Genomic DNA, 25,423 nt, shown 5'->3' with positions numbered 1-25,423 from the left:
GGGCGGCGCCTCCGCCGGTCTGAACCGTCCGAAAACCCCGTGTTTTCGGCGGAGCAGAGCGGGGGAGGGCGCAGCCCGACCCGCGGGCGCGCGCGGCAGGGTCAGGAGACGCGACCCCGAGCCCGCCCTTCAGGGCGGCCGGGGTCTGCCGTGCCGGAGGGGTGAAAGCCGTCATTTCCGGAGGAGGCGCAGCCGAGGGAGGAAATTGCGGAAGCTTCGCCCCGGAGGCGCGGATCGCGCTCTTGACCCTGCCGGGCGGGTCTGCTGGGCGGACAGGAGAGAAAAAGATGTCCAGGGCCGGGGTGAGCGCGCGAGGGGCTTGTCCCCTCGCGTGTCGATCCTCGGCCCTGGCCGCATTCCGATTTCGATCCGCCGCGCGGATCGCCCGCTTGCTTCTGCGCCAGCGATCCAGACCCGGACGGGCCGAGACGGAGGGCCTCGCGCGACCATGCGGCCGCGGGGCAGGGGGCTCGGGCCGAGACCGCGTGCCCCGCATCCGGCCGCAGGGAGGGCGGGGCGCGCCGGCTCGGGGTGGAGGGAGGCCGCAGGCCGAGCGAAACCTCAGGAGCGCGGTCCCGACAGGGAGGCGTCCGGGCCTGACCGTGATCAGATCGTCAAAGATCGGGGAGAGATGGATCCTGGGAGCTCAGGTCTTAGCCCGAACGGTCTACGCCGTCGCAAGCGAACCGTCAGCCGACCGAGAAGGGCAGGGAAGCTCGCGCTGCCTCAGTGCGAGACGTAGACGTTTCCGTACCAACGCCCGATGCCGGTCTCGACCCGCTGGACGCCGGAGTCATACGCGTCCTCGGATCCGGGGGAGATCGTGACCGCGATGCGGAAATCCGAGCGCTCCGGGACGCTGCGGCCGAGCCAGGCGTAGGTCGGCTCCTCGTCGCGCCAGCCGGCCTGCACAACCACACGCTGGTCGTAGCAGAAGACCTGGACATGAGTTTCGCCTCGATCCTCGTGCGTGGCGCGGAAGTATTTGAGCTTGTCGTCCGGGCAGACCCAGCCCTCGGCCGAGGCGGGGGAAACCCAGGCGTAATCGAGGCGGTAGTCGGTGTATTCGGACCCGTCTGACATCGCGCAGAAGCCGATAGGCGGCTTCGGCGGGACCGAGGTGATCCGGTCGATCATATACGCCTTCGCGTCCGCGCAGCCCGAGGGGAACCCGCCCGCGAGGCACAGGATCAGCTTGCAGTCGATGTCGTAGCTTTGAGCTCGGGCTTGCGATGGCCCAAGGCTTGTCAAGCCGACAAGGGCAAGGGCGGTTCTGGCGGCGATACGGGTCAAAGCGATGTCTCCAATCAGGGATCCTGAGACGTTCGGGTCGCAGATCCTTGTTGAATCGCCAATGAAGCTACACCCGACAGCCCGGCGTTTTCGCGGCTCCACCGTGAAAACGCCCAGGCTCATTTCCGTCCTCAGATAGATTAAGGCGTCATTGCTGAATTTTCAGACCGGCAGACAATTATTAATTCGTACGCCCCTATTTTGACAGGGGAAGTTCTGACCGTATCTGCAATTGCGCGTGGCTGCCACGCGCTGACTTCCCATCTTTTTGCGTCGCTGGTGCGGCTATGGGTGATCAGTGCTCGCGATCACGCGGCGGCATAGGGTCGTTGCCACCGCCGAGCGTGTCCTTGCTACGAATTTTTCCGTCGCGCCCCTTAACTGTGAGCTCGCCACCTCCGGCATTGACGAGCTTCTCACGACCCGAGGCGATCGCAGCGGCCTGCGTGTCGAAGACAAAGCCGCGCCCCGCGTCGTTCCGCTTATCAACCCACTTGTTGTCAGAAGAACGCCGGTAGATGGTCCTGTCCTTATCCTTGCTCATGCTCAGAATCCTTCATTGTCCACGTCGATATCTGCCTCGACGACCGCCGTCTCGACAAAAGCGCCGAGCTGATCGCGCAGCTCGTTATACACATCATCATTCTCGTCGCCGGTCCCGAGCGACAATACGAAAACCGTTTCCGTTTGGGGAATTTCATCACTACCGGTGTAACCGTATAGATATAGGTCACGTGCATAGATTCTGGCGTAGGCGCGCAGTGAATCGCCTTCAAAGCTGACTCTATGGAAAGCTTTCTTGTGATGCCGCACCGGGCTCCACTTGTGATCAAGGGACCGAGCCTCCTGCTCGGTGACTTTTCCCGTATCTAGGGACCCGAGAAGGTTGTTAAACTTAGAAGTATTATTTATATTTCTTCCGCGTTGGTATTGCAGTGCCGTTTCGAGGCGCACGCTAAAGTAGTTGGGTCCAGCATAATCCGTCACCATCGGATGCGGATTAAGGATTGCCGTCAAAGCTCCAATGCCCTTCAGCTTGCCGGTCCTCTTCAGGGATTCCGGGATGGGCAGTTCCCAATAGTAGGCGGCGTTCGGGCGGAGCGACGCTCGCCATTGCAGCGTGACGAAGCCGGGCCTGCACTCCCAGGGCAACGATGCCGCTGTCGGCGTGCCGAAGCCGAGCGCCGGATCGAAGTTCATCCCGTCCGAATTGTGCAGCAGCAACGCCTTCACGAGATCGGGCGACGCCTCGCGCACCCGCTCCATCGTGTGCGCCGCGAGCGGGGATGTCAGGGAGGTGGCGAAGCTCGATCCTCTGGTGAGCACGCCGCCCAAGGCGCGGACGTGAGAGAAGTGCGAGAGGTCAGGCTTCAGCATGCTGGACGGCCCAGGCCCGGTAAGGCTGACTGGGCATTCGCCTCCGGGATCGCCATTGTCGTCATGCACCCTGCCGCCAACGGTGATCGCCGCCTCGCAATCGCCTGGCGGCTGAAGCCGCGTTCCCGGCTTGTTGCCGATAGAGATGATTGGAAGAACGCGATGCTTTCTGGCCAGCATCGCGATGTCATGCCCAAGGGGGCTCACTGCTTCGAGGTCACAGGATTCCGGCTGATTGAGCGAGAAATTCCATACCCGGGTTTCCGGGTTCGCTCCCATCGCCCCATCGAGATAGGCGACGAAGTCCTGTGTATCGACAATGACTCGCGCGTCCCTTTTAGGCACCGCTTGAACCGTGCCGACTTGGCAATAGAGCGGCGGCAGGGTCAGGTTGTTGTTCCAGTCATGCCCTTGCACCACGAGGGACGTGACCTGGTTCCCGTGTGGGGCATCAGCCGCACCGTCAGCGATTAGCGGCGGTGCGCGCCAGGCTTCCGCAGGAAGGTAGGATGCTGCCGTCAGCCCACCATCAACGACGCCGACGATCGGCAGCGTCGTCAGATCCCCCGGCAAAGGGCGGTCGGGTTCCCTACCCTCTCCTGGCGAAGTCGAGTTGATTGGCTGCACGGGCTCAATGCGAAACACAGTGCCCGAGGCGATCAGCTGGTCGAGTGCGGAGCGTGACGGCACCAGAACAGTTGTCCGAGCTCGGCGGTGCTGGCGATAGGTGCGCATAGCAAGACCGATGCGGTCGCCGCTTGCCGCCGCGGCTCTCACTGCGCGTCGCATGGCCGCCGGTACATCGGTATCCGCGCCAACATCGACTCCTGTCAGGAGCGGCGGGGGCGGCACGATCGCGCCGTCGCGCAGGGCGGCAAATCTCTGGATCAGGTGTTCGGCGGCATCGCGACCGCGCAAGGGCATTAGCCAGATGACGAAGGCCTTGCCCGCGTCTGTTTCCGGCGCGGCGTCCCAAATCGCGTCAAGGCTTGCGGCTCTGCCTGCATCTGCCCCTTCGAAGAACCGAACAGCCTCGATGCGCGAGATATCCACCTGATCCTTGATGGCGCCGCTGGTCTCGACGAGGTTCGCGTATTGCGAGAGCTGATCCGCCGCGATCTCGACCAGGTATCCCGAACGATAGGGCGCAATCAGGCGCGCGCTCCGCGTTGCCTGAAAAAGGTCCTTGGGTGTGTAGCTTGGCGCAAGAGAGTCGTCGAACATCGCCGCGTAAAGCACCACGCAGCCATCGAAGCGCGGCTGCTGCTCTGCTCGTGCCGCAAGATCGCGAAACTGTCTCGACAGCGCCCTCCGCTGGGTGGGCAGGCGATCCGTCATGATGCTGGCCGCGTTCTTTCCGCCCCCCGACACGCCCTCAGGCTGCGGGTCCTTGGTGAAACGAAGAACGGGATTCAGAAGCGGACGCCGGGGGGTATTAGCCATCAAGCGTCTCCTTCAAATAACGATGCACCATCTGGCGGCTGACGCCAACGATCTTGGCGATGTCCGATTGACTGATGCCGCCTTTATCGTGCAGCAGCCGCGTCAGCGTCTTCTTGTCAGCGGTGTCCAACTCACGATTATCAAGAAGCCGGGGGTTGCCGCTGCGCGACGCGCCTACGGCCAGCAGGATATGCGCAAGGCTTGAATCCTGGTTGCTCAAGATCGCCCGGCGCCGTGCCGCCAGCGCGATGTTTTCGATGTCCGCGCCATTGAGCCCGTCTGAGACCCGAGCCAGCAGGCGACCGTCATCCTTGCGACCGTCATCGCCCAGGAACAGGAAGTGCTCCCACATGCTGGCGCGCACATCCTCGTCGGGCAGGTTCAGCTCGACCTTGTAGGGAAAGCGCCGCCAGATCGCCGGATCAAGAAGGTGTGGGTGGTTGGTTGCGCCGACCGTCACAACGTCATCGGTTAGAGAGTCGAGCCCCTGAAGGACGGTGTTCACCACGCGTTTCAGTTCGCCCAGTTCGTGCCGGTCGTCTCGCAGCTTCGCGATAGCATCCATCTCATCGAGGAAAAGGACAGCATTCCGTGACGGTACGAACTCGAATATGCCCCTGATGTTCTTGGCGGTTTCGCCCAGCCGGGACGAGATCAGCGAGTCGAGGCGCGCCACATATAGAGGTCGTCGGAGCGACGCGGCTATATGGCCCGCCAGTAGGGTCTTGCCGGTGCCAGGCGGTCCATAGAGCAGCAGTCCGAGGCGTGCAGAGACGCCTTTCTCGGCCAGAAGGCCAATATGCTGTGCATCTTCGATGAACTGCGAGATCGTTCGCCCCGCGTCGCCGCCCAGCATGATCGGTGTGGTCGGCCACTGTCCTTCCTCGATAAGAGGCAGTCGCGATCCGGCGTCCCGAGGCAGCGCTTCGGCATAACCTGACGCTTGAAGCGGAACGCCCCGTTTGCGCAATAGGTTCTGAAGGGATTTCGCGCCCTCAAGATCGTTCTGTTCGGCCATTCGCTTCGCGATCTGGCCGCCGAGCCGCCGCACGGCAGTGTAGTCCGCCGCCATGGCGGCTTCTATGAGAGCGGTTATGAGGGACCTGTCAACTTCCATGGCGGATATGTTGGGCATGCCGGCAAATATGTCAACCTATATCCTATAAGTGTAAACATGATGGGGCCTAGGTTGCAGCGGAGGCGCTGGTGGCGACGTCCTTCATTTCCCAGGAGCGGCCTCCGTGGTTTCGCCGCTTCTGACCGGCTCCAGATCCCCTGTCTGCGTCGCTGGAGGTGGTTCCGGGGTGGCCGGTGGGGGCTCAACTCCCTGCGCCGGTCCGCTGCAGCGTCCGGTAGACCGTCGGGCGGGAGATCGAAAACACCTCCGCGAGATCGCTCACCGAGTACTCCCCCGTATCGTACATCCGCCGCAGCTCCTTCGCTTGGCGGTCGGAGAGTTTGGGCTTCTTGCCGCGCAGCTTGCCGCGGGCGCGGGCGACGGCCATGCCCTCGCGGGTTCGCAGACGGATCAGGTCGCTTTCGAACTCGGCGAAGGTGGCGAGGATGTTGAAGAACATCCGCCCCATCGGGTCGGTCGGATCATAGACCGCTCCGCCGAGCGCCAGCTTCACGCCGCGGGCCGAGAGCCGGTCGGCGATGTCCCGCGCGTCGGGCACGGACCGCGCCAGCCGGTCGAGCTTGGCGACCACCAGCGTGTCTCCCTCGCGCACCGCGGCAAGCGCCTGGTCGAGCCCGGGGCGGGTGCGATTCCGCCCGGTCAGGCCATGGTCGACATAGATGCGGTCCTCCGAAACGCCGAGCGCCAGCAGTGCCTCGCGCTGCGCGGTCAGGTCCTGGCGGTCGGTGGAGCAGCGGGCGTATCCGATACGGGCGGCGGTCATGGCGAGACTGTAACGCTTGAGGCCCCTTCACTGCAAAACAAAACGGACCATTCAAATGATACGGCGCTGCGAGCGTCAGAGCGCCCTTGCCGGACTGTCCGCAGAACGATCCCCTTTCGGACAGGGCGCCTCGCGCCTGTCGCGCTGCAGGGAGAAGCTCCGAAAGCTAATTTTGATGTAGACGTTCTACATCACTTGAACGAAACCGCAGGCATCTCCATCATGACTTCATGATGAACGATTCGATTTCCCTCTCGGAGATCTCCGACCTGCGCATGGCGAACGCCATGCGCGGCGCCCTGCCGGAGGCTGACCGCGGAAGCCGCCGCGCCCTGACCTCGGGCGCGCTCGACATGTTGGCCGCGGGGCGGATGGAGCGCCTGCATCATCTGCCTGATGAGGCGCTTCCCGGCCTGCGCGCTCTCGAGGAAAACGACGTGGTCCTTCTCGCGCGCGGCGGCCTGCGAGCCGTCGCCTACGCTGGCCCGCCCGGCGTCGTCGTCCCCTTCTCCCCCCTGATCGTGCTGCGGGTGGCGGATCAGGGCCGAGCCGACCCCCGCTACGTCGCCGCCATACTGAACCTGCCGTCGACCCGCGCCCGCGCCGAGGCGCAGATGCAGGGCACGTCCATCCCGATGCTCGGCCGGAAGGAGATCGCCGCCATGAAGATCCCGCTCCCTCCGATCGCCCGGCAGCGCCTCATCGTCGAGGTGGTCGACCTGCAGGCCCGCGAAGCCGCGCTGCTCCAGGACTTGTCCCGGGCCCGTTCCCGCCTCCTCGCCGCCCTCTGCGCCGCCGACTGACCCCAGGAGCCCCCATGACCGACACCGTCAAGCAGAGCGAAGTGAACGACGCCATCTGGGCGGCCTGCGACACCTTCCGGGGGGTCGTCGACGCCGGCTCCTACAAGGATTACATCCTCGTCGCGCTGTTCCTGAAATACGTCACCGACGTCTGGAACGACCACCGCGCCGCCTACGCCAGGGAATTCGCCGACCTTCCCGAGGACCAGCGCGACATCCGCATCGAGCGGCGCATGCGCAACGAGCGTTTCCAGCTGCCCGTCATCGAGATCAAGGACGAGGCCGGGGCCGTCGTCGACCGCTTCCGCGCCTCCTTCGACAGCCTCAAGGCCCGCAAGGACCGCGCCAACATCGGCGAGCTCTTCAACATCGTGCTGGAGCATATCGAGGACGCCAACAAGAAGAAGCTCGACGGCGTGTTCCGCAACATCGACTTCAACTCGGAGTCCAACCTCGGCAAGCCCAAGGACCGCGCCCGCCGCCTGCGCCACCTGATCGACGATTTCTCAAAGCCCGCGCTCGACCTGCGCCCCTCGCGCGTCTCCGAGGACGTGATCGGCGAGGCCTACATCTACCTCATCTCCAAGTTCGCCTCCGACGCCGGCAAGAAGGCGGGCGAGTTCTACACCCCCTCCGCCGTCTCCGCGCTCCTCGCCCGCCTCGCGGCGCCCGGGCCCGGGCAGACCGTGTGCGATCCCGCCTGCGGCTCCGGCTCGCTGCTGATCCGCGCAGCCGAGCAGGTTCCTGCGGACGGGACCGGCCGCCGCGACGTCGCGCTCTTCGGGCAGGAGGTGAACGGCCAGACCTGGGCGCTGGCCCGCATGAACATGTTCCTGCACGGGGCCGACGCCGCCGACATCCGCTGGTGCGACACGCTCAACGATCCGCAGCTGATCGCGCAGGACGGCGCCCTCTCCACCTTCGACGTGGTGGTGGCGAACCCGCCCTTCAGCCTCGACAAATGGGGCGCCGACGCCGCGCCGGACGACCAGTTCAAGCGCTACTGGCGCGCGGACGGGGCCATCCCGCCGAAATCCAAGGGCGACTACGCCTTCATCACCCACATGATCGAGATCGCCCGCCGCCGTGCGGGCCGGGTCGCGGTGGTCGTGCCCCATGGGGTGCTGTTCCGCGCGGGCGCCGAAGGCAAGATCCGCGAGGCGCTGATCCGCGAAAACCTGCTCGACGCCGTGATCGGCCTGCCGGCGAACATGTTCACCACCACCGGCATTCCGGTCGCCATCCTGGTCTTCGACCGTCGCCGCGAACAGGGCGGGCCGCTGGAGGACCGATCCGACGTGCTCTTCATCGACGCGAGCCGGGAGTTCGAGCCGGGCAAGACCGTCAACGTGATGACCGAGGCCCACGCGAACCGCATCATTGAGACCTTCGCGAGCCGCGAGGCGCAGGAGCGGTATTCGCACCTCGCCACGCTTGAGGAGATCGCCGAGAACGATTTCAACCTGAACATCCCCCGCTACGTCGACACCTTCGAGGCGGAGGAGGAGATCGACGTCGCCGGCGTGCAGAAGGAGATCGCCGGGATCGAAGCCGAGCTGGATGCGGTGCGCGCGAAGATGGCGGCCTGCCTGAAGGAGTTGGGCGTTGATGCTTGACCATGGGCAGCGCTGCAGCCTCGGCGAAATTTGCACTTTCACCAACGGCAACGGCTTCCGCCCGAAAGATTGGGCGAAAGACGGTCTACCGATCATTCGCATCCAGAACCTCAACGGGTCGCAGGAATTCAACTATTTCGACGGCGAGCCGCGCAAGAACTGGATCGTGGAGCCAGGGGAGCTCCTGTTCGCATGGGCCGGCGTCAAAGGCGTCTCCTTCGGACCCACGATCTGGCCGGGGCCGAGAGGCGTTCTCAACCAGCACATCTACCGCGTCACGCCGAAGGCAGCTGTGGACTTGCACTGGCTTCATGCGGCTCTGCAGCTGGTGACACGGCGGGTTGAAGCCAAATCCCATGGCTTCAAGTCGAGCTTGGTTCATGTCCACAAGTCCGACATCACTGAACAGGTGGTTTCGGTTCCCCCTCTCCCCGAACAGCGCCGGATCGCCGGGATCCTGCGGACCTGGGACGAGGCGATCGACGCCGCCTCCCGCCTGATCGACGCCAAGCGGCGGCGGCTGGACGCGATCACCTTCCGGCTCGTCTTCGGCGGCGCCCGGCTGGCGAATTTCGGCGACGCCTCGGCGCGGCAGGAGGCGCGGTGGTTCAACGTCCCTGCCGCCTGGCGTGTGGCGAAGATCGGCGACCTGGCCAAGGAGGTCTCGCGCACCAATGCCGACGGCGCGGTGTCCGAGGTGCTGTCCTGCTCCAAGCATGACGGCTTCGTCCGCTCGCTGGAGTATTTCAAGAAGCAGATCTTCAGCGCCGATCTCAGCGGCTACAAGATCATCGCCCGCGGCGATTTCGGCTTCCCGAGCAACCATGTCGAGGAAGGCTCCATCGGCCTTCAGACCATCGCCGACATCGGCGTGGTGAGCCCGATCTACTGCGTGTTTCGCTTCGATGCGAAGAAGGTCGACGCCGACTATGCGTTCCGGGTCCTGAAGACGAGCGTCTTCCGGCACATGTTCTCGGTGGCCACCAGCGCCTCCGTGGACCGTCGCGGCTCGCTGCGCTGGAAGGAGTTCAGGAAGCTGCCCTTCCCGGTCCCGCCGCTCGCCGAGCAGCAGGCCATCGCGGCGGCCATCGACCTGGCGGCGCAGGACCTCGCCACCTCGAAAGCCCACCTCGACGCCCTGAAACGCCAGAAGCGCGGTCTGATGCAGAAGCTCCTGACCGTGACCGGCGCATGGCGGGCGCCTGCGGAGCCTGCCGTTTGACCGCGTTTTCCGACCATATCGTGTTCGTGGATGAGAGCGGCGATCACGGGCTGACGGGGATCGACCCGCAGTTCCCGGTCTTCGCGCTCGCCTTCTGCGTCCTGCGCAAGGAGGATTACATCACCCAGGTCACCCCCGCCTTCCAGCGGTTCAAGTTCGAGTTCTTCGGGCATGACGAGGTGATCCTGCATGAGCACGAGATCCGGAAACAGCAGCAGCCCTTCACCTTCCTGCGCGCCGATCCGGCCCTGCGCGGTCGGTTCATGGGCGGCATCTCGGACCTGATCGCCGAGGCGCCGTTCGAGATCATCGCCTCGGTGATCGACAAGCCGCGGCTCGTCGACCGCTATCCCAATCCCTGGAACCCCTATGAGATCGCGCTGCGCTTCTGCATGGAGCGGCTGCTCCATCTCCTGCGCCGGAACGGCCAGGCCGGACGCCTCACCCATGTCTGCTTTGAGAGCCGCGGCGCGAAGGAGGACGGCGAGCTGGAGCTGGAGTTCCGCCGCATCTGCGCGAACGGCGCGCGCTGGGGATGGAATGCGCCCGACTTCTCGGACATGAGCTTCGAGCCGCTGTTCACGCCCAAGGCCAGCAACTCGGTCGGCCTGCAGATGGCGGATCTGGTGGCGCGGCCCATCGCCCTGAACACGATGCGCCCCGGCCAGCCGAACCGGGCCTTCGAGACGCTGTCGCCGAAGCTGCGGGTGACGAAGGTGTTCCCATGAGCGCGCAAAACAAAAGGGCCCCGGAAAGATCCAGAGCCCCTTCGTCGACCGGGAAATGCCCAATCCTTGACGAGGATATGCACCCGGCCGGCCGAAATTTCAAGCTCGGTCCGACGGCCGAGGCGGGAGAGGCCCGATGAGCTCCGCGTTCGATCCCTCCGAAGCCGCGGACAGCCAGATCCCCGCGCTTCAGCTCCTCGCCGCGATGGGGTGGGAGATCCTGCCCCGCGCCGAGGCCGAAGCCCTGCGCGGCAAGCGCAGCCGCGTGCTGCTGGAGGGCGTTCTGAAGAGCTGGCTGCTGGAGACGAACAGCTTCGCGCGCCGCGGCGAGGTTCATCGCTTCAACGAGGCCGATGCGGAAGAGGCGGTCCGGCAGCTGATGCCGGACCGCACCGCGCTGAAGGGGCTCGTGGGCACGAACAAGGAGATCTACGATCGGCTGTTGCTGGGGGCCACGATCTCCAAGACCGTGGAGGGTGACCGCAAGAGCCAGCACATGGCCTATGTCGACTGGGAGCGGCCCGACCGGAACCGCTTCCAGGCGTCCCCGGAGATGAGCGTCGAGCGGGTCGGCGCCTCGGATACGCGCCGCTGCGACATCGCTCTTTTCGTCAACGGCGTCCCCTTCGGCGTGATCGAATGCAAGGGCGCCGATCATGATGTGAAGGACGCGTCGAGCCAGCTGCTTGCCTACCAGGGCGCGGCCGAGATCCCGCACCTGTTCCACTTCGCGCAGCTGCTGATCGGCGTGAACCGGCGCGAGGGGATCTACGGGACCGTCGGCACGCCTCAGCGCTTCTGGGCCCGCTGGCGCGAGGAGGAGACGCAGGATGCCGAGATCGAGGCCCTGCTCGACCGCCGCCCCCCGGCCGAGGAGATGGCCGCCCTGTTCTCCGGCGAATTCACCCGCCACCGCGGCTTCTTCGAGGCGAGATCCGAGTTCCGCCGTCAGATCACCGAGCAGGACCGCATGCTGCATGCGCTCTGCCGCTCCGAACGCCTGCTGGAGCTGACGCGTATCTTCACCGTCTTCGACGGCGGGGTGCGCAAGGTCGCGCGCTATCAGCAGTTCTTCGGCATCCGCCGGACCATGGAGCGGATCTCCGAGCGCGACAGCACGGGCAAGCGCCGCGACGGGCTGATCTGGCACACGCAGGGCTCGGGCAAGTCGCTGACCATGGTGATGCTCGCCCGCGCGCTGATTTTTTCGCCCCAGGTGGCCGCGCCGCGGATCCTGATTGTCACCGATCGCCGGGACCTTGAGCGGCAGATCAAGGACACCTTCGTGTCCTGCGAACTGGAACCGGAGCGAGCTTCCACCGGGCGGGATCTCCTGGAGAAGCTGCGTGCTGGCAAGCGCCTGCTGACCACGGTCATCAACAGGTTCGACACGGCGATGCGCGTCGGGCAGGAACCTGATGAGGACGAGGACATCTTCATCCTGGTCGACGAGAGCCACCGCACCCAGCAGGGCGGCTTCGCGGCCCAGATGCGCACCCTGCTGCCGCGAGCCTGCTATCTTGGCTTCACCGGCACGCCGATCCTAAAGCGGGACAAGAGCACCGCCGACCGGTTCGGCGGCATCATCCACAAATACACCATCGACCAGGCGGTGCAGGACGGCGCCGTCGTGCCGCTGCTCTATGAAGGCCGCTTCGTCGATCAGAGCGTGAACCCGGAGACCATCGACGCCTGGTTCGAGCGTGTGACCGAGGACTACACCGACGCGCAGAAAGCGGATCTGCGGCGCAAATACAGCCGCAAGAATCTCCTCGCGCAGACCGAGAGCGCGATCTATGCGCGGGCGGAGGACATCTCTCGCCATTTCAAGGAGACATGGAAGGGCACCGGCTTCAAGGCACAGCTCGTCGCTCCCTCGAAGGCGGCGGCGATCCGCTACAAGGAGATCCTCGACGACCTCGGCGAGGTCAGCGCCGAGGTCGTGATCTCCCCGCCGAATGAGCGCGAAGGGCCAGAGAGCCTCGACAGCCCGTCGCGCGACAAGGTCAAAGCCTTCTGGGACGCCCAGATGGAGCGCTTCGGCAACCCGGACAAATACGAGGAGACCATCGTCGAGCGCTTCAAGAACGGCGACGAACCGGAGATCCTCATCGTCGTCTCGAAGCTGCTGACCGGATTCGACGCGCCCTGCAACACGGTTCTCTACCTGTGCAACGGGCTGAAGGAGCACGGGCTTCTGCAGGCCATCGCGCGGGTCAATCGGCTCTGCACCATCGGCGAGACCCAGAAGGAGTTCGGCTACGTCATCGATTACGAAGGTCTGCTGGAGAACCTCGATCAGGCGCTGACAGCCTACAGCAGCCTGGAGGGCTATGAGGAGGAGGACGTCGTCGGCGCCCTCCATGACGTAAGCGAGGAGATCCGCAAGCTGCCCCAGCGCCATGGCGAGGTCTGGGACGTGTTCCGCGAGGTCCGCGACAAGACCGATGCCGAGGCGCTGGAAGAGCATCTTGCGCCCCAGGATCGCCGTGACGCCTTCGTCGCCGCGCTGCGGGCATTCGGCAAAACGCTGGACATCGCCCTCGGCTCCGAGAAGGCGATCGAGATCCATCCGCGCGAAAAGCTCGACGCGTGGTCGAAGGATTTCGTGCGGCTTGAACGTCTGCGCCGCTCGGTGCAGCGCCGCTTCGGCGACGCGATGGACATGTCCAAGCTTGAGCCGCAGCTGCGCGCCCTGCTGGATCGCGAGGTGCAGTCTGCGCCGCCGATGCCGATCGTCGACCTGATCGACATCACCGACCGGGAGGGCATGCGCAAGGTGCTGGAGGAGGAGAAGATCTCCGACGCCTCCAAGGCCGACGCCATCGCCAGCGCAACCCGCCGCACCCTGAATGAGCGGATGGAGGAGGATCCGGCGCTCTACGCCAGCTTCTCGGAGATGCTGAAGCAAACGATCGACGCCTATCGCGCCAAGCGGATGAGCGAGAAGGAATACCTCTCGAAGGTCGTGGATCTGGCCGAGCAGGCCGCTGGCAAGCCCCACCGCGCGGAGGCCCCGGCGCCGATCCGGGATGACCCTGCCGCCCAGGCATTCTTTGGCGCGATACGGGAGATGCCGGCCTTGAAAGACGCCCCCGAGGACGCCGCAGTCCTCGTCGCCCGCGATCTGGCCGATATCATCCGCAAGCGGCTCATCGTTCGGTTCTGGGCCAATGACGATGAGCAGAAGGCCCTGCGCAACGCGCTCGACGACTACCTGTTCGACATGGCGCCGGACCATGGGCTGGAGGTCTCGCACGAGGCCATCGACGCGCTGGTCGACACGGTTCTGCGCATCGCGAAGGCGCAGTTTCCGCGATGAGCGAGCCTCATGTGCTGACCTACGGCACGCGACAGGTCGCCTGGACGCTGCTGCGCCGGGACCGGCGGACGCTGGAGATCGCGGTGACGCCGGAGGGCGCCATCGAGGCGGTCGCTCCGCTCGACGCTCCGCTGGCGAAGGTGGAAGCGCTGCTTCTGAAGCGGATGCCCTGGATCGACCGCCAGCGGCGGGAGCTCGGTGGCATGGCGGATGCCCCCCTGCCCCGCCAGCACCTGCCGGGCGAGACGCACCGCTACCGCGGCCGCGCCTATCGGCTGAAGGTCGAGCGCGGGATCCGGTCCGAAGTGCGTCTGGTCCGCGGCCGCCTGCATGTCCTCTCGCACGCGCCGAGCGACCGGGAGGAGACGCGCCGGCTGGTCGAGGAGTGGTATCGCGGGACAGCTCGCCGGGTTTTTGCCGAACGGTTGGAACTCGCTTGCGCCCGGTTCCCTGATCCCGATGCGGTGCGCCCCGTGCAATGGCAGGTCCGGGCGATGGAGAAGCGCTGGGGCTCCATGACCCCTGCCGGCCGACTGACGCTGAACCTCGATCTGATCCGCATGCCGACCCCGGCGATCGACTACGTGCTGACCCATGAGCTGGCGCACCGGATCGAGCATCACCACGGGGCTGCGTTCTGGCGGCTGCTGGAGCGGGTCATGCCGGACTGGCAAGAGCGAAAGAGCGCCTTGGAGCGGGCGGAGCGCTGACCTCTTTGGCCGCGCGCGGCCGCGGCCATCGTGGTTCGATCTCTCCTTAAAGCGGATGGTAGCGGTGCACGCGTCAGAGCCGCTCAGCCCGCTGGCCCCCCTGAAGCGGGTCCACCCATAATGTCGGTTGAGGCGACGAGGAGGATCCATGCCGAGGAAGAAGCACAAGCCGGAGGAGATCGTCGGCGTCATCGGGCCCGCGCAAGAATGCTCTTGACCTTCCAGCAAGGGGAACCCCTATCTGCTGCCTCGTGTCCATTGTCGCCCGCCTCGTCCTGGTTCTGTCGATCGTCGCCGCGCTCTGCGCGGGCGGCGTGTCGGGCGCATCTGCGCATGACGCGGCGGCCAGAGCGTCGGCGGCCGACCGGATGGCGCACGCGGGTCATCACATGATCCCCGAGGGCGGCGTCTGCGACATGTCGATCGCCCATTGCGCGACGGCGCTGCCGCCGGGCCAGACCGTCCAGGGCTTCGAACCGGCGCCCTGTCCGATCCGACACCCCTCCGCATCGACCGAGCTGGCGGAGCTCGCGACGCCCGAGCTCGAGACGCCGCCTCCGCGAGGCTGAACGGCCGAACGCCCTTCCCGGGGCTTTCGTCTCCGACCTTCAGCTTCAAAGAGGACACTATGCTGAAATCCAACCTGCTGCGCCTTGCGGCGGCAGCCGTCGTGGCGACTCCCGTCGCCGCCTTCGCCTCCGGTTCCCACGACGGCGGCCACGGCGCCTCGCCGACCGGCATGCCGGGCAAGGCCTCGGCCGCCTCGCGCACGATCGAGGTGACCCTGCATGACAACTACTATGAGCCCGAGACGATCGAGGTGAAGGCGGGCGAGACCGTCCGCTTCCGGATCAGGAACGCGGGCGAGTTCGTGCACGAGTTCAACATCGGCACGGCCGAGATGCATGCCTCGCATCAGGACGAGATGATGATGATGATGCAGCATGGCGTGCTGATGCCCGACCATGTCGACATGGCGGCCGCGAAGAAGATGCAAGCCTCGATGGGCCACGGGATGCACGACGATCCCAACAGTGTGCTGCTCGAGCCGGGCAAGTCCGGCGAGATCGTGTGGACCTTCCCCGAGGACGCCGACGTGGCGATCGAGTTCGCCTGCAACGTGCCGGGACACTACCAGTCCGGCATGGTCGGCTCGGTCTCGATCGACCACTGACGTGACGACGGACCGACGCGCCGCCGCGGCGCGTCGGTCCTCACGCCCCCAACATCAGGAAACCGACCATGACGCCATCTGGTCTGGCGCGCACGCTCGCGCTGGCGACGGCCGCCCTGGCGCCGCTCGCCGCCCTTGCCGGGACCTACGACATCACCGTCGATCCGGTCCGCATCGAAACCGCCGGCTTCACCAAGTCCGGCATCGGCTACAACGGCTCGCAGATCCCCACCGTCCTCCGCTTCCAGGAAGGCGAGGAGGTGACCATCCGGGTGACCAACAACCTGTCCGAGGACACCTCGATCCACTGGCACGGGCTGATCCTGCCGTTCGAGGAGGACGGCGTGCCCGGCATCAGCTTCCCCGGCATCAAGCCGGGCGAGACCTTCACCTACCGCTTTCCCATCGTGCAGAGCGGCACCTACTGGTTCCATTCGCATTCCGGCTTCCAGGAGCCGGACGGCGCCTTCGGGGCGATCGTGATCGAGCCGAGGGCGCGCGAACCCTACCGCTACGACCGCGACTACGTGGTGCAGTTCACCGACAAGCATCCCCACTCCGGGGATCGGGTGTTCCGCAACCTCAAGCTCTCGGCCGACTACTACAACCGCCAGCAGCGCACCCTGTTCGACCTGCTGTCCGACGCCGGCGAGAAGGGCCTAGGCGCGGCGCTGGCGGACCGGGCGGCCTGGGGCGACATGCGCATGATGCCCACCGACGTCGAGGACGTGCAGGGCTTCGCGCCGATGATCAACGGGCGGGACGCCGAGGCGAACTGGACGGGCCTGTTCAAGCCGGGCGAGCGGGTGCGGCTGCGGCTGATCAACAGCTCGGCGATGACCTATTTCGACGTGCGCATCCCTGGCCTGGAGATGACCGTGGTCGCCGCCGACGGCAATGACGTGCTGCCGGTGGTGGTGGACGAGCTGCGCCTGGGCGTGGCCGAGACCTATGACGTGATCGTGCGCCCGACCGAGGACCGCGCCTACTCGGTGCTGGGCGAATCCATGGGCCGCACCGCCATGGCCCGCGGCACGCTGGCCCCGCGCGAGGGCATGGCGGCCGAGATCCCCGACCTGCGCCCCGCCCCGCGCCTGACCATGGCCGACATGGGCATGATGGAGGGCATGGATCATGGCGACATGGGCCATGGGGGCATGGGCCAGGGCGGCGCGAGCCACGTGATGCCGGACGGCTCCACGATGCCCGGTGACGCCCATGCGGCGATGGCCGGGGGCGGGCACGTCATGCCCGACGGGTCGACCATGGCGGGCGACGCGCACGCCGGGATGGCGGGCGGCGGCCACACGATGCCCGACGGCTCGCGGATGGAGGGGATGAACCACGGCTCCATGCCCGGCATGGACCATTCCGGCATGGCCGGCGGCGACCCCTTCTACGCGCCCGGCAGCGGGCTGACGCCCGAGGCGGCGGAGGGCGGCAAGTTCCTGTCCTATGCCGACCTGAAGGCCCGCGCCCCGCTCTATCCCGACCGGGAGGCGACGCGCGAGATCGAGCTGCGCCTGACCGGCAACATGGAACGCTACATCTGGTCGATCAACGGCGTGAAATACGAGGACGCCGAGCCGATCCGCCTGCGCATGGGCGAGCGGGTGCGCTTCAAGTTCGTCAACGAGACGATGATGACCCACCCCATGCACCTGCACGGCATGTGGACCATCCTCGACACCGGCTCGGGTGCACGCGACCCGATCAAGCACACGGTCAGCGTGGCGCCGGGCACGACGCTCTACACCGAGACCGAGGTCGACGCGCCGGGCCAGTGGGCGTTCCACTGCCACCTGTCCTACCACATGGCCGGCGGCATGTTCCGCAAGGTGATCGTCGAGGGCGCGCCGAAGCAGGCGATGAACATGCCCGCCGCGGATCACGGCGCCGAGCCGGCCGCCGCCGCCCATTCCCATGCGCATGACGAGGGTTGAGACCATGCACGCGACCCGCATCCTTCCCGCCCTCGCGCTGATCGCCGCGGCCGGGCCGGCGCTGGCCGAACCGGCGATCTGGGGCCTCCAGGTCGAGCAGCTGGACTACCGCTTCGGCGAGGACGAGGACGTCCTCGCCTGGGACTTCGACGCCGTGGCGGGAACCGACGAGCTCCGCTTCGTGTGGCGCTCGGAGGCCGAGCTGCTGACCGGCCCCGGAACCTTCGAGACGCTGGAGAACCAGGCCCGCGTCCAGGTCCCGATCTCGCCCTTCTTCGACGCCGTGGGGGGCGTCATGGTCTCGACTCCCGAGGGGCCGGACCGGGTCTACGGCGTCGTCGGCGTGCATGGCCTCGCCCCCCAGTGGTTCGAGGTGGACGCCGACCTGTTCGTCTCGGACAAGCCCTTCGCCCGGGTCGAACTGGACTACGAGGCGCTGATCACCAACCGGCTGATCCTGACGCCGAGCGTCGAGGTCTCGGTCCCGCTGGTCGACGACCGGGCCATCGACGCCGGCGCCTTCGGGCCGAAGCTCGAGGCCGGGCTGCGGCTGAGCTACGACGTCGTGGACCGCCTGGTCTCGCCCTATGTGGGCGTCCACTACGAGCGGTATTTCGGCGACAGCGCGGACCTGCGCCGGGCCTCGGGAGAGGCGACGGACGCGGTCTATTTCGTTGTGGGGACGAAGATCCTCTTCTGATCCGTCGTCCCGAAGACGGACGCCCCCGGCGAGACCCGGGGGCGTCTCCCCGCCGGACTCGTCCGGCCGGGGCGGACGCGCAGACCGGGCCGAACGCCGATGGACGCGACTTTCCTCTTTCAGATCCCCCATGACCTGATGCATGCGGTCGCCCACGCGGTCGGCCATGAGATCACCGCGGACACGCCCGGCTGGGTGCATCCGGTCTTTCACCTGACGCTGGTCTGGGCCCCGATCGCGCTGGCCGCGCTCGCTCTGTGGCGGCTGGTCTCGGCGCTGCGCGCCCGCGGACGTCCCGCCGGCGCCGCGCCGCCGCCCGTTCCCGGGTTCGAGCCGGGCGTCTACGCCTTCGTGCTGCGCTGGACCCGGGCGGAGCTGCCGCTGCTGCTGGGCCTCAGCCTCGCGGCGCTGCCGGTGCTCTACGCCGCGCTGGAGCTGCCCAAGCTGATCGTGAACCGGGCCATCGACGCCGAGGGCTTTCCGCTGACCGCGGGCCTATGGAGCTTCGACCAGCTCGAGTTCCTGTTCCTGCTCTGCGCGCTCTACCTCGTCGCGGTGATGACGAGCGGGGCGCTGAAATTCGCGATCAACGTGGCGAAGGGACGGGTGGGCGAGCGCGTGCTGCGCCGCCTGCGCCTGACGATCTACCGCCGCTGGCGCGCCGGCGCGGGAGGCCCGAGGCGCGGCGAAACCATCCCCCTGATCGCCCAGGAGGTCGAGCCGATCGGCGGTTTCGCGGCCGAGGCCATCGTGCTGCCGGTGTTCCAGGGCGGAACCTTCCTGACCATCCTCGCCTTCATGTTCATGCAGGACCCGGTGCTGGGCGCGGCCGCCGTCTCGCTGCTGCCCGTCCAGCTGGTGGTGATCCCCCGCCTTCAGCGACGGGTGAACCGGCTGGCCCGCGCCCGGGTCGCCGAGATGCGGACCCTGGGCGGCGAGCTCGCCGGTCAGTCGCTGCGGCCGGAGGCCCGCCTCGGCCTCGCCCCGCGCGAGGGCCTGGCCGACGTTTGCGGGGGCTTCCGGCGCATCGAGTCGATCCGGCGGAACCTGCAACGCGAGAAGTTCTTCATGAAGTCGGTCAGCAACTTCCTCGCCTCGCTGACGCCCTTCTTCTTCTACGCCATCGGCGGCTGGCTGGTGATCGAGGGCCGGCTGACCCTGGGCGCGCTGGTGGCGGTGCTGGCGGCCTACAAGGATTTCTCCGCGCCGCTTCGCGAACTGCTGCGCCACTACCAGGCGGTCGAGGACGTGCGGGTGCGCTACCAGGAGCTGCTGGCCCATCTCGCCCCGGCCCGGACCGCGCCGGCCTCGGCGTTGTCGCCGGCGTCGCGGGAGCCATGTCCCATGGAAACGGCATGACCCGCGGACAGCGCAGCCGCCTGCGGAGGCGACGCGGGACCGCCCACGCCGCCTCATCCTTCCGCCGGCCTTCGCCCAGGCCCGGCGTCGCGCCGGGCGCGCGACGCGAACCAGACCAGAGATACGACGACAGGAGGCCCCGTCATGGATCATGACGACCGCGAACGACGCATCACGCTGCTGGGCGGCGTCTCGATGGGAACCGGGGTGATGATCGGTGCAGGCATCTTCGCCCTGACCGGCCAGATCGCCGAGCTGGCCGGCCCCGCCTTTCCATGGGCCTTCCTGGCCGGGGCGGTGGTCACCTCTTTCAGCGCCTATGCCTACGCCTGTATGACCCGGGTCTGGCCATCCTCGGGCGGGATCGCGATGATCCTCCAGAAAGCCTGGGGCGTGGGGGCCGTCGCCGCCGGCGCCTCGATGCTGATGGCTCTGTCGATGATCATCGCGCAGAGCCTGGTGGCCCGGACCTTCGGGACCTACGCGCTCAGGCCCTTCGACCTGGGGTCCGACCACTGGCTGGCGCCTGTCCTGGGCGTGGGTCTGATCGGCTTCGCCTTCCTGGTGAACCGCTCGGGATCGAAGTCGGTGGGGCGCGCCTCGCTGGTGATGGCCGCGATCAAGATCGGCGGCATCATGGCGTTCGGCGCGGCCGCCCTGTGGGCCGCCGGCGCGCCCGAGGCGTCCTCGGCCCCGCAGGGCTCCGCCGCGGGCTTCCTTGCAGCCGTGGCGCTGGCGGTGATGGCCTTCAAGGGCTTCACCACCATCACCAACAGCGGCGGCGAGATGGTCTCGCCCGAGCGCAACGTGGCGCGCGCCATCGCGATCTCGATCGTGGTGTGCACGGCGACCTACCTGCTGGTCGCCTGGGCGGTCGCCCGCGGCCTGACCTTCGAGCAGATCGTGGAGGCGCGGGACTATGCGCTGGCCCGCGCGGCCGAGCCGACGCTGGGCCCCTGGGGCTTCCGGCTGACGGTTGCGCTGGCGCTGGTCGCCACCGCCTCGGGCGTGCTGGCGAGCCTGTTCGCGGTGTCGCGGATGCTGACCATGCTGACCGAGATGAAGATGATCCCCCACAGCCATTTCGGCATGTCGGGGCCGATCCAGCGCCACCTGCTGGTCTATGTGGCGGTGCTGGCGGCGCTGGCCACGGTCCTGTTCGACCTGGGCCGCATCGCCTCGCTGGGGGTGTTCCTCTACCTGACCATGGACGTGATCGTGCAGGTCGGCATCCTGCGACGGCTGCGCGCCCGGGTCGGAGCGCGGGGCTGGATTCTGTGCACGGCGATCGGGCTGGACCTCGTGGTGCTGGCCGCCTTCGGCCGCGCCAAGCTGCTGGAGGATCCCTGGATCGTCGCCATCGCGGCTGGGCTGATCGGGGTCGTCTTCGTCCTGGAACGCGCCTGGGTCGGCAACTGGGTGAGCGCACCGCAGGCCGACGAGCCGGGCGGGCATCACCATCACCCTTCGACCTGAAGCGTCCCTTCGCTCTGCGGGTGGGAGGCGTCAGGGGGTCTTCCGCCCCTTGACCTTCCAGTCGCTGGAACACCTACATCAGGGGCCGTGATGGTCCCCCGAGCGCGGAGCGCCCCCATGGCCCCCCCTGACTCCCCGGCGAAAGCCGCCCATTCTCACGGTGGCCACGGCCACGGCCATGACCACGGCCAGGCAGGTCCGGTCGTCCGTGACCCGGTCTGCGGCATGACGGTCGACCCGGAGGCCGGCAAGCCGACCGCCGAGCATGACGGCCATGTCTTCCACTTCTGCTCCGAGCGCTGCCCCGGCAAGTTCGTCGCCGCGCCCGGCGACTACCTGACCGCCAGGGACCCGGTCTGCGGCATGGACGTCGACCGCTCCACCGCCGCCCACATGACCAAGCATGAGGGCGGGCGGTTCTACTTCTGCTCCGCCGGCTGCCAGGCGAAGTTCGAGGCCGAGCCGGAGCGATACCTCGGCGGTCGCCCGGCGCCCGAGCCGATGCCGGCGGGCACGCAATACACCTGCCCGATGCACCCCGAGATCGTGCAGGACCATCCCGGCGACTGCCCCAAGTGCGGCATGGCGCTGGAGCCGATGACCCCCTCGGCCGACGCCGGGCCGAACCCCGAATACGTGGACTTCCGCCGTCGCCTCGCGATCACCGCGCCGCTGGCGCTGGCGATCTTTGTGCTGGAGATGGGCGCCCACCTGGGCCTGCCCTTCGCCGACTGGATCGGCCATCGCGCCTTCGGCTGGGTCCAGTTCGCCCTGGCCACGCCCGTGGTCTGGATCTGTCGGCCGTTCTTCAAGCGGGGCTGGGCCTCGATCGTCAACCGCAGCCCCAACATGTGGACCCTGATCTCGCTGGGGACGGGGGCGGCCTATGTCTTCTCGGTCGTCTCGCTGCTCGCCCCCGGCGTTTTCCCCGAGGCGATGCGCGACTCCATGGGCATGGCTCCGGTCTACTTCGAAGCGGCCGCGGTGATCCTGGTCCTGGTCCTCGTCGGCCAGGTGATGGAACTGGCGGCGCGCGAGCGAACCGGCGACGCCATCCGCGCCCTGATGGACCTCGCCCCCAAGACTGCCCGCCGCGTGACCGGCGAGACGGAGGAGGACGTCCCCCTCGACGCCCTGCGCTCCGGCGACGTCCTTCGCGTGCGCCCCGGCGAAAGCGTGCCTGTGGACGGCGAGGTCGTCGAGGGCCGCTCCTCGGTCGACGAGAGCATGATCACCGGCGAGCCGGTGCCCGTCGAGAAAACCGAAGGAGAGCCCGTCACCGGCGGCACCCTGAACAAGAGCGGCACGTTCCTGATGCGCGCGGGGAACGTCGGCGCCGACACCACGCTGAACCGCATCGTCGAGATGGTGGCGAAGGCCCAGCGGTCCCGCGCGCCGATCCAGGCGGCGGCCGATCGGGTCGCGGGGTATTTCGTGCCGGCGGTGGTCGGCGTGGCGCTGATCGCCTTCGCGGCCTGGGTCGCGCTGGGTCCGTCCCCCGCGGTCTCCTACGCGTTCGTGGCCGCGGTCTCGGTCCTGATCATCGCCTGCCCCTGCGCGCTGGGTCTCGCGACCCCGATGTCGATCATGGTCGCCACCGGCCGCGGCGCGCAGGCGGGCGTCCTGATCCGCGACGCCGAGGCGCTGGAGCGGCTGGCCGGCGTCGACGTGCTGATCGTTGACAAGACCGGCACCCTCACCGAGGGCAAGCCCACCCTGACCGACACCGAACCGGCGGACGGCCTCTCCGAGGCCGAACTCCTGTCCCTCGCCGCCGCGCTGGAGCGGGGCTCCGAACACCCGCTGGCCGAGGCGATCGTCGCCGGCGCCGAGGCGCGGGGGGCCGAACGCCTGGACGCGACGGAGTTCGAGGCGATGACGGGCAAGGGCGTGACCGGGACCGTCGCGGGCCGCGCCGTCGCGCTGGGCAACGCCGCGCTGATGGCGGACCTGGGCGTGGACCCCGGCCCGCTCGCCGCCCGCGCCCGCGCGTTGCAGGAGCAGGGCCGCACCGCGATGTTCGTCGCCGCCGACGGCCGCCCCGCGGGCCTGGTCGCCGTCGCCGACCGGATCAAGGAGACGACGCCCGCCGCGATCCGCGCCCTGCACGCGTCGGGCCTGCGTATCGTCATGGCCACCGGCGACGCCGAGGCCACGGCCCGCGCCGTCGCCAAGGCCCTGAACATCGACGAGGTCCACGCCGAGGTCTCGCCCGAGGACAAGCACGCCCTGGTCGAGCGCCTGCATGGCGAGGGCCTGTCCGTCGCCATGGCCGGCGACGGCGTCAACGACGCCCCCGCGCTAGCCGCCGCCGACGTCGGCATCGCTATGGGCACCGGCGCAGACGTGGCGGTCGAAAGCGCGGGCGTGACGCTGGTCAAGGGCGACCTGAACGGCGTGGTCCGCGCCCGCCGGCTGGCCGAGGCGACCATGCGCAACATCCGCCAGAACCTGTTCTTCGCCTTCGTCTACAACGCGGCCGGCGTCCCTCTGGCCGCGGGCGTCCTCTACCCGGTCTTTGGCCTTCTGCTGTCGCCGGTAGTCGCCGCGGCGGCGATGAGCCTGTCCTCCGTCTCGGTGATCGGCAACGCGCTCAGGCTGCGGGCGGCCCGTCTGCACGGCCCGGACTGACCCGGGCAAGGCCAAGGCAGCCACCGCTCCCGGTCGACGGCGGCGCAGGCGTCACGGCTGCGGGCTCGTCCGCCGCCGCACTGCAAGCAGGAGGAATTCGCGATGTACGGTGATGCGATGGGCGATGGAATGATGAGCTTCGGCATGGGCTTCGGCTGGCTATTGGGCCTGCTGCTGATCGTGCTGGCCGTGCTGGCGATCGCGGCGCTGGTCAAGTACCTGCGCGAGTAGGTTCGCTTTCGCCGGGCACCGCCGCTTCGGCCTCCGCCAGCAATCCGAACACCGAGCGGTGCAGCTGAGCCCGCCCTTCCTCGGCCAGCTCCACCATCCGCCGGACCCATCCGCCGGGGTTTCGCACAACGCCGCCGCGCGCCTCAGCCCCAGCAAAGGCGGTCAGCGCCAGCACCGCGGCGCCGGATCGGCCCAAGGCGGCCTCGGCGCAGCTCCAAGCATCCTGCCGCAGCCCTTCGCGCAGCGCCCGTTCGCAGGCGATTTGCGTCACCGCCTCCCAGCTCGGCGCGCCGTAGCGGTTCAAGTCGTCGCGCCAGTCCCAGGGCAGGAGTTCGAGCGCCATCGGCAGGGTGACGTACTGGAGACCGCAAGCGATCGCACGGGCTTGGCGTGCCTCCGCGGGATTACAGGTCTCTGAAGAGAATTGATGTGTTCTGTATGGGCGCTCGGATTTTTCCGGCCGGTCGGAACGATTTTTCCGGCTCTCGGCGAGTTGTCCACAGGCGGCGCCGGGCGCCTCCACCGCCTCCAGCAGGGATTGCACGCGGGCGAAGAGATCCCGCAGACGCTCGACGCCAAGATGGGCGAGCCGGCGCGGGAAACTGCGCCATGCGACGCAGGCCTCCGCCGCCGCGCGTCCCGCCTCAAATACCGGCCGTAGGCGGCGGCGGATGGCGCTGATCTCGCGCCGCAGCCGGGCGTGCTCGTCGACGGATCTGCGGCGGGCTTCGGCGGCGGCCTCGATCTCCGCGGCACGGTCGAGCAGCGGCCAGAAACCGATGCCGTAGATCTCGGCGACGCGACCCTGCCGGTCGCGGACGACCTGGCGCCGCCCGCCGTCCTGGCAGAGGTTCTCGGCCAGCCCCACGTCAATCAGCTTGCGGATACGGTAGCGGATGGTGCGCGGATCGACCCCGCGCAGGGCCGCGAGGCGCTCCACGCCGGCGGGGCTGATCGGCCCTGGGGCGTCCTCTGGAATGCGGTTGATCAAATCATGCGCGGTGGTCGCAACGGCATCAGACAGGCCGAGCGTCGCCGCCGCCTGGTCGAGCAGGCGATGCAGGTTGGAAAGGAAGGCCTTTCGGCGCGCCACGGCGGCATCGCCGCGACGGGTGGGGGTGGTCATTCGCTGCTCTCCTCACGGAGACCAGAAGCGCAGGCACAGCTTCTCTGTTCGCCCGAGGGCGTCTTTTCTTGCCAGCGCTTGGGGAAACGGCTAACGTCGAGCTGTCAAACGACGGCGTTAGCCGAGCCCCTGATGGTCTCCGATCATCGGGGGTTTTCTTTTTTTCGGCGCGGGCCTGTCCGCGCCGGGCGTGTCTTGCGTCCTTCGCTCTGCGGTTGATCCGGCGGAGACTAGCCAAGCGTTCTATTCAAGCCAAGTGCGATTAAAATTCATCTCTTCGTCATGCGCGCCAAGAGATTAAATCGGCGCTGAACGAACAGCCCTAAACGGACTGCTTCGAGCTTCATACTCTATAAATAAATGCGGCA

Annotated in this window: 20 protein-coding genes; 14 read left to right on the top strand and 6 right to left on the bottom strand. The window is 67.5% G+C overall.

The genetic code is table 11. The annotated features are described in order from the left end of the window. Nucleotides 1-726 precede the first annotated feature (726 nt). The 5 genes from BLV24_RS20835 to BLV24_RS20815 form a co-directional block, all read right to left on the bottom strand. Complete coding sequence (locus BLV24_RS20835) at nt 727-1,083, bottom strand: hypothetical protein (protein ID WP_143040394.1); 357 nt, start codon at nt 1,081-1,083, stop codon at nt 727-729. A 505-nt stretch (nt 1,084-1,588) separates the two neighbouring features. After that, nucleotides 1,589-1,837, bottom strand: coding sequence for a DUF2188 domain-containing protein (locus tag BLV24_RS20830; protein ID WP_092685517.1), 249 nt, complete (start codon nt 1,835-1,837; stop codon nt 1,589-1,591). Nucleotides 1,838-1,839: 2 nt separating this feature from the next. Beyond that, a complete protein-coding gene (locus tag BLV24_RS21820; RefSeq protein ID WP_143040393.1) occupies nt 1,840-4,113 on the bottom strand; it encodes a S8 family peptidase in 2,274 nt (757 codons plus the stop codon). After that, on the bottom strand, nt 4,106-5,185 hold the full coding sequence (locus BLV24_RS20820) for an AAA family ATPase (protein WP_218133488.1): 1,080 nt from the start codon (nt 5,183-5,185) through the stop codon (nt 4,106-4,108). The genes BLV24_RS21820 and BLV24_RS20820 overlap by 8 nt, the downstream gene beginning before the upstream one ends. A gap of 247 nt (nt 5,186-5,432) precedes the next feature. Next, nucleotides 5,433-6,014, bottom strand: coding sequence for a recombinase family protein (locus tag BLV24_RS20815; protein WP_092685513.1), 582 nt, complete (start codon nt 6,012-6,014; stop codon nt 5,433-5,435). A gap of 230 nt (nt 6,015-6,244) precedes the next feature. Between BLV24_RS20815 and BLV24_RS20810 the strand changes: the two genes are divergently transcribed. The 14 genes from BLV24_RS20810 to BLV24_RS22965 all read left to right on the top strand — a co-directional run bounded on the left by BLV24_RS20810 (nt 6,245) and on the right by BLV24_RS22965 (nt 23,929). Continuing rightward, on the top strand, nt 6,245-6,817 hold the full coding sequence (locus BLV24_RS20810) for a restriction endonuclease subunit S domain-containing protein (RefSeq protein WP_092685511.1): 573 nt from the start codon (nt 6,245-6,247) through the stop codon (nt 6,815-6,817). Between the two features lie 14 nt (nt 6,818-6,831). Beyond that, on the top strand, nt 6,832-8,433 hold the full coding sequence (locus BLV24_RS20805) for a type I restriction-modification system subunit M (RefSeq protein WP_092685509.1): 1,602 nt from the start codon (nt 6,832-6,834) through the stop codon (nt 8,431-8,433). After that, a complete protein-coding gene (locus tag BLV24_RS20800; RefSeq protein ID WP_092685507.1) occupies nt 8,426-9,655 on the top strand; it encodes a restriction endonuclease subunit S in 1,230 nt (409 codons plus the stop codon). The genes BLV24_RS20805 and BLV24_RS20800 overlap by 8 nt, the downstream gene beginning before the upstream one ends. Beyond that, the gene (locus BLV24_RS20795) at nt 9,652-10,383 is read left to right on the top strand and encodes a DUF3800 domain-containing protein (RefSeq protein WP_092685505.1); all 732 of its coding nucleotides are present in this window, start codon (nt 9,652-9,654) and stop codon (nt 10,381-10,383) included. The genes BLV24_RS20800 and BLV24_RS20795 overlap by 4 nt, the downstream gene beginning before the upstream one ends. 136 nt (nt 10,384-10,519) lie before the next feature. Further along, complete coding sequence (locus BLV24_RS20790; RefSeq protein ID WP_092685503.1) at nt 10,520-13,705, top strand: type I restriction endonuclease subunit R; 3,186 nt, start codon at nt 10,520-10,522, stop codon at nt 13,703-13,705. Next, entirely contained in the window at nt 13,702-14,415 is a 714-nt protein-coding gene (locus tag BLV24_RS20785) for a M48 family metallopeptidase (RefSeq protein ID WP_092685501.1), read from the top strand. Before BLV24_RS20790 ends, BLV24_RS20785 begins: the two co-directional genes overlap by 4 nt. A gap of 368 nt (nt 14,416-14,783) precedes the next feature. Next, nucleotides 14,784-14,984: a hypothetical protein gene (locus BLV24_RS21815; RefSeq protein WP_143040392.1), complete on the top strand. Its 201-nt coding sequence runs from the start codon at nt 14,784-14,786 to the stop codon at nt 14,982-14,984. Nucleotides 14,985-15,043: 59 nt separating this feature from the next. Then, a complete protein-coding gene (locus BLV24_RS20775) occupies nt 15,044-15,589 on the top strand; it encodes a cupredoxin domain-containing protein (RefSeq protein ID WP_092685497.1) in 546 nt (181 codons plus the stop codon). Nucleotides 15,590-15,657: 68 nt separating this feature from the next. Next, a complete protein-coding gene (locus BLV24_RS20770; protein WP_092685495.1) occupies nt 15,658-17,532 on the top strand; it encodes a copper resistance system multicopper oxidase in 1,875 nt (624 codons plus the stop codon). Nucleotides 17,533-17,536: 4 nt separating this feature from the next. Beyond that, nucleotides 17,537-18,232: a copper resistance protein B gene (locus BLV24_RS20765; protein WP_245710692.1), complete on the top strand. Its 696-nt coding sequence runs from the start codon at nt 17,537-17,539 to the stop codon at nt 18,230-18,232. Nucleotides 18,233-18,331: 99 nt separating this feature from the next. Next, complete coding sequence (locus tag BLV24_RS20760; protein WP_092685491.1) at nt 18,332-19,591, top strand: ABC transporter ATP-binding protein; 1,260 nt, start codon at nt 18,332-18,334, stop codon at nt 19,589-19,591. A gap of 144 nt (nt 19,592-19,735) precedes the next feature. Next, nucleotides 19,736-21,067 carry an APC family permease gene (locus BLV24_RS20755; protein ID WP_092685489.1) on the top strand — a complete coding sequence of 444 codons (1,332 nt, stop codon included), beginning with the start codon at nt 19,736-19,738 and terminating at the stop codon, nt 21,065-21,067. 117 nt (nt 21,068-21,184) lie between these two features. Then, entirely contained in the window at nt 21,185-23,698 is a 2,514-nt protein-coding gene (locus tag BLV24_RS20750) for a heavy metal translocating P-type ATPase (RefSeq protein ID WP_092685487.1), read from the top strand. Nucleotides 23,699-23,800: 102 nt separating this feature from the next. After that, complete coding sequence (locus BLV24_RS22965; protein WP_281242958.1) at nt 23,801-23,929, top strand: hypothetical protein; 129 nt, start codon at nt 23,801-23,803, stop codon at nt 23,927-23,929. Here BLV24_RS22965 and repC read toward each other — a convergent pair. After that, nucleotides 23,910-25,055, bottom strand: coding sequence for a replication initiation protein RepC (gene repC / locus BLV24_RS20745; RefSeq protein ID WP_092685485.1), 1,146 nt, complete (start codon nt 25,053-25,055; stop codon nt 23,910-23,912). The genes BLV24_RS22965 and repC overlap by 20 nt on opposite strands. Nucleotides 25,056-25,423: the final 368 nt, after the last annotated feature.

The sequence above is a fragment of the Albimonas donghaensis genome, from assembly GCF_900106695.1.
GTDB lineage: Bacteria > Pseudomonadota > Alphaproteobacteria > Rhodobacterales > Rhodobacteraceae > Albimonas > Albimonas donghaensis.
Note: the sequence above shows the minus strand (reverse complement) of the source record. Positions and strands in the feature narration are given on the sequence as shown.

Excerpts from the sequence above, each read along its gene's own strand:
- BLV24_RS20835 (WP_143040394.1), bottom strand. The coding sequence starts at position 1,083 with ATGTCAGACGGGTCCGAATACACCGACTACCGCCTCGATTACGCCTGG.
- BLV24_RS20830 (WP_092685517.1), bottom strand. The coding sequence starts at position 1,837 with ATGAGCAAGGATAAGGACAGGACCATCTACCGGCGTTCTTCTGACAAC.
- BLV24_RS21820 (WP_143040393.1), bottom strand. The coding sequence starts at position 4,113 with ATGGCTAATACCCCCCGGCGTCCGCTTCTGAATCCCGTTCTTCGTTTC.
- BLV24_RS20820 (WP_218133488.1), bottom strand. The coding sequence starts at position 5,185 with ATGGCGGCGGACTACACTGCCGTGCGGCGGCTCGGCGGCCAGATCGCG.
- BLV24_RS20815 (WP_092685513.1), bottom strand. The coding sequence starts at position 6,014 with ATGACCGCCGCCCGTATCGGATACGCCCGCTGCTCCACCGACCGCCAG.
- BLV24_RS20810 (WP_092685511.1), top strand. The coding sequence starts at position 6,245 with ATGATGAACGATTCGATTTCCCTCTCGGAGATCTCCGACCTGCGCATG.
- BLV24_RS20805 (WP_092685509.1), top strand. The coding sequence starts at position 6,832 with ATGACCGACACCGTCAAGCAGAGCGAAGTGAACGACGCCATCTGGGCG.
- BLV24_RS20800 (WP_092685507.1), top strand. The coding sequence starts at position 8,426 with ATGCTTGACCATGGGCAGCGCTGCAGCCTCGGCGAAATTTGCACTTTC.
- BLV24_RS20790 (WP_092685503.1), top strand. The coding sequence starts at position 10,520 with ATGAGCTCCGCGTTCGATCCCTCCGAAGCCGCGGACAGCCAGATCCCC.
- BLV24_RS20785 (WP_092685501.1), top strand. The coding sequence starts at position 13,702 with ATGAGCGAGCCTCATGTGCTGACCTACGGCACGCGACAGGTCGCCTGG.
- BLV24_RS21815 (WP_143040392.1), top strand. The coding sequence starts at position 14,784 with ATGGCGCACGCGGGTCATCACATGATCCCCGAGGGCGGCGTCTGCGAC.
- BLV24_RS20775 (WP_092685497.1), top strand. The coding sequence starts at position 15,044 with ATGCTGAAATCCAACCTGCTGCGCCTTGCGGCGGCAGCCGTCGTGGCG.
- BLV24_RS20770 (WP_092685495.1), top strand. The coding sequence starts at position 15,658 with ATGACGCCATCTGGTCTGGCGCGCACGCTCGCGCTGGCGACGGCCGCC.
- BLV24_RS20765 (WP_245710692.1), top strand. The coding sequence starts at position 17,537 with ATGCACGCGACCCGCATCCTTCCCGCCCTCGCGCTGATCGCCGCGGCC.
- BLV24_RS20760 (WP_092685491.1), top strand. The coding sequence starts at position 18,332 with ATGGACGCGACTTTCCTCTTTCAGATCCCCCATGACCTGATGCATGCG.
- BLV24_RS20755 (WP_092685489.1), top strand. The coding sequence starts at position 19,736 with ATGGATCATGACGACCGCGAACGACGCATCACGCTGCTGGGCGGCGTC.
- BLV24_RS20750 (WP_092685487.1), top strand. The coding sequence starts at position 21,185 with ATGGCCCCCCCTGACTCCCCGGCGAAAGCCGCCCATTCTCACGGTGGC.
- BLV24_RS22965 (WP_281242958.1), top strand. The coding sequence starts at position 23,801 with ATGTACGGTGATGCGATGGGCGATGGAATGATGAGCTTCGGCATGGGC.
- repC (WP_092685485.1), bottom strand. The coding sequence starts at position 25,055 with ATGACCACCCCCACCCGTCGCGGCGATGCCGCCGTGGCGCGCCGAAAG.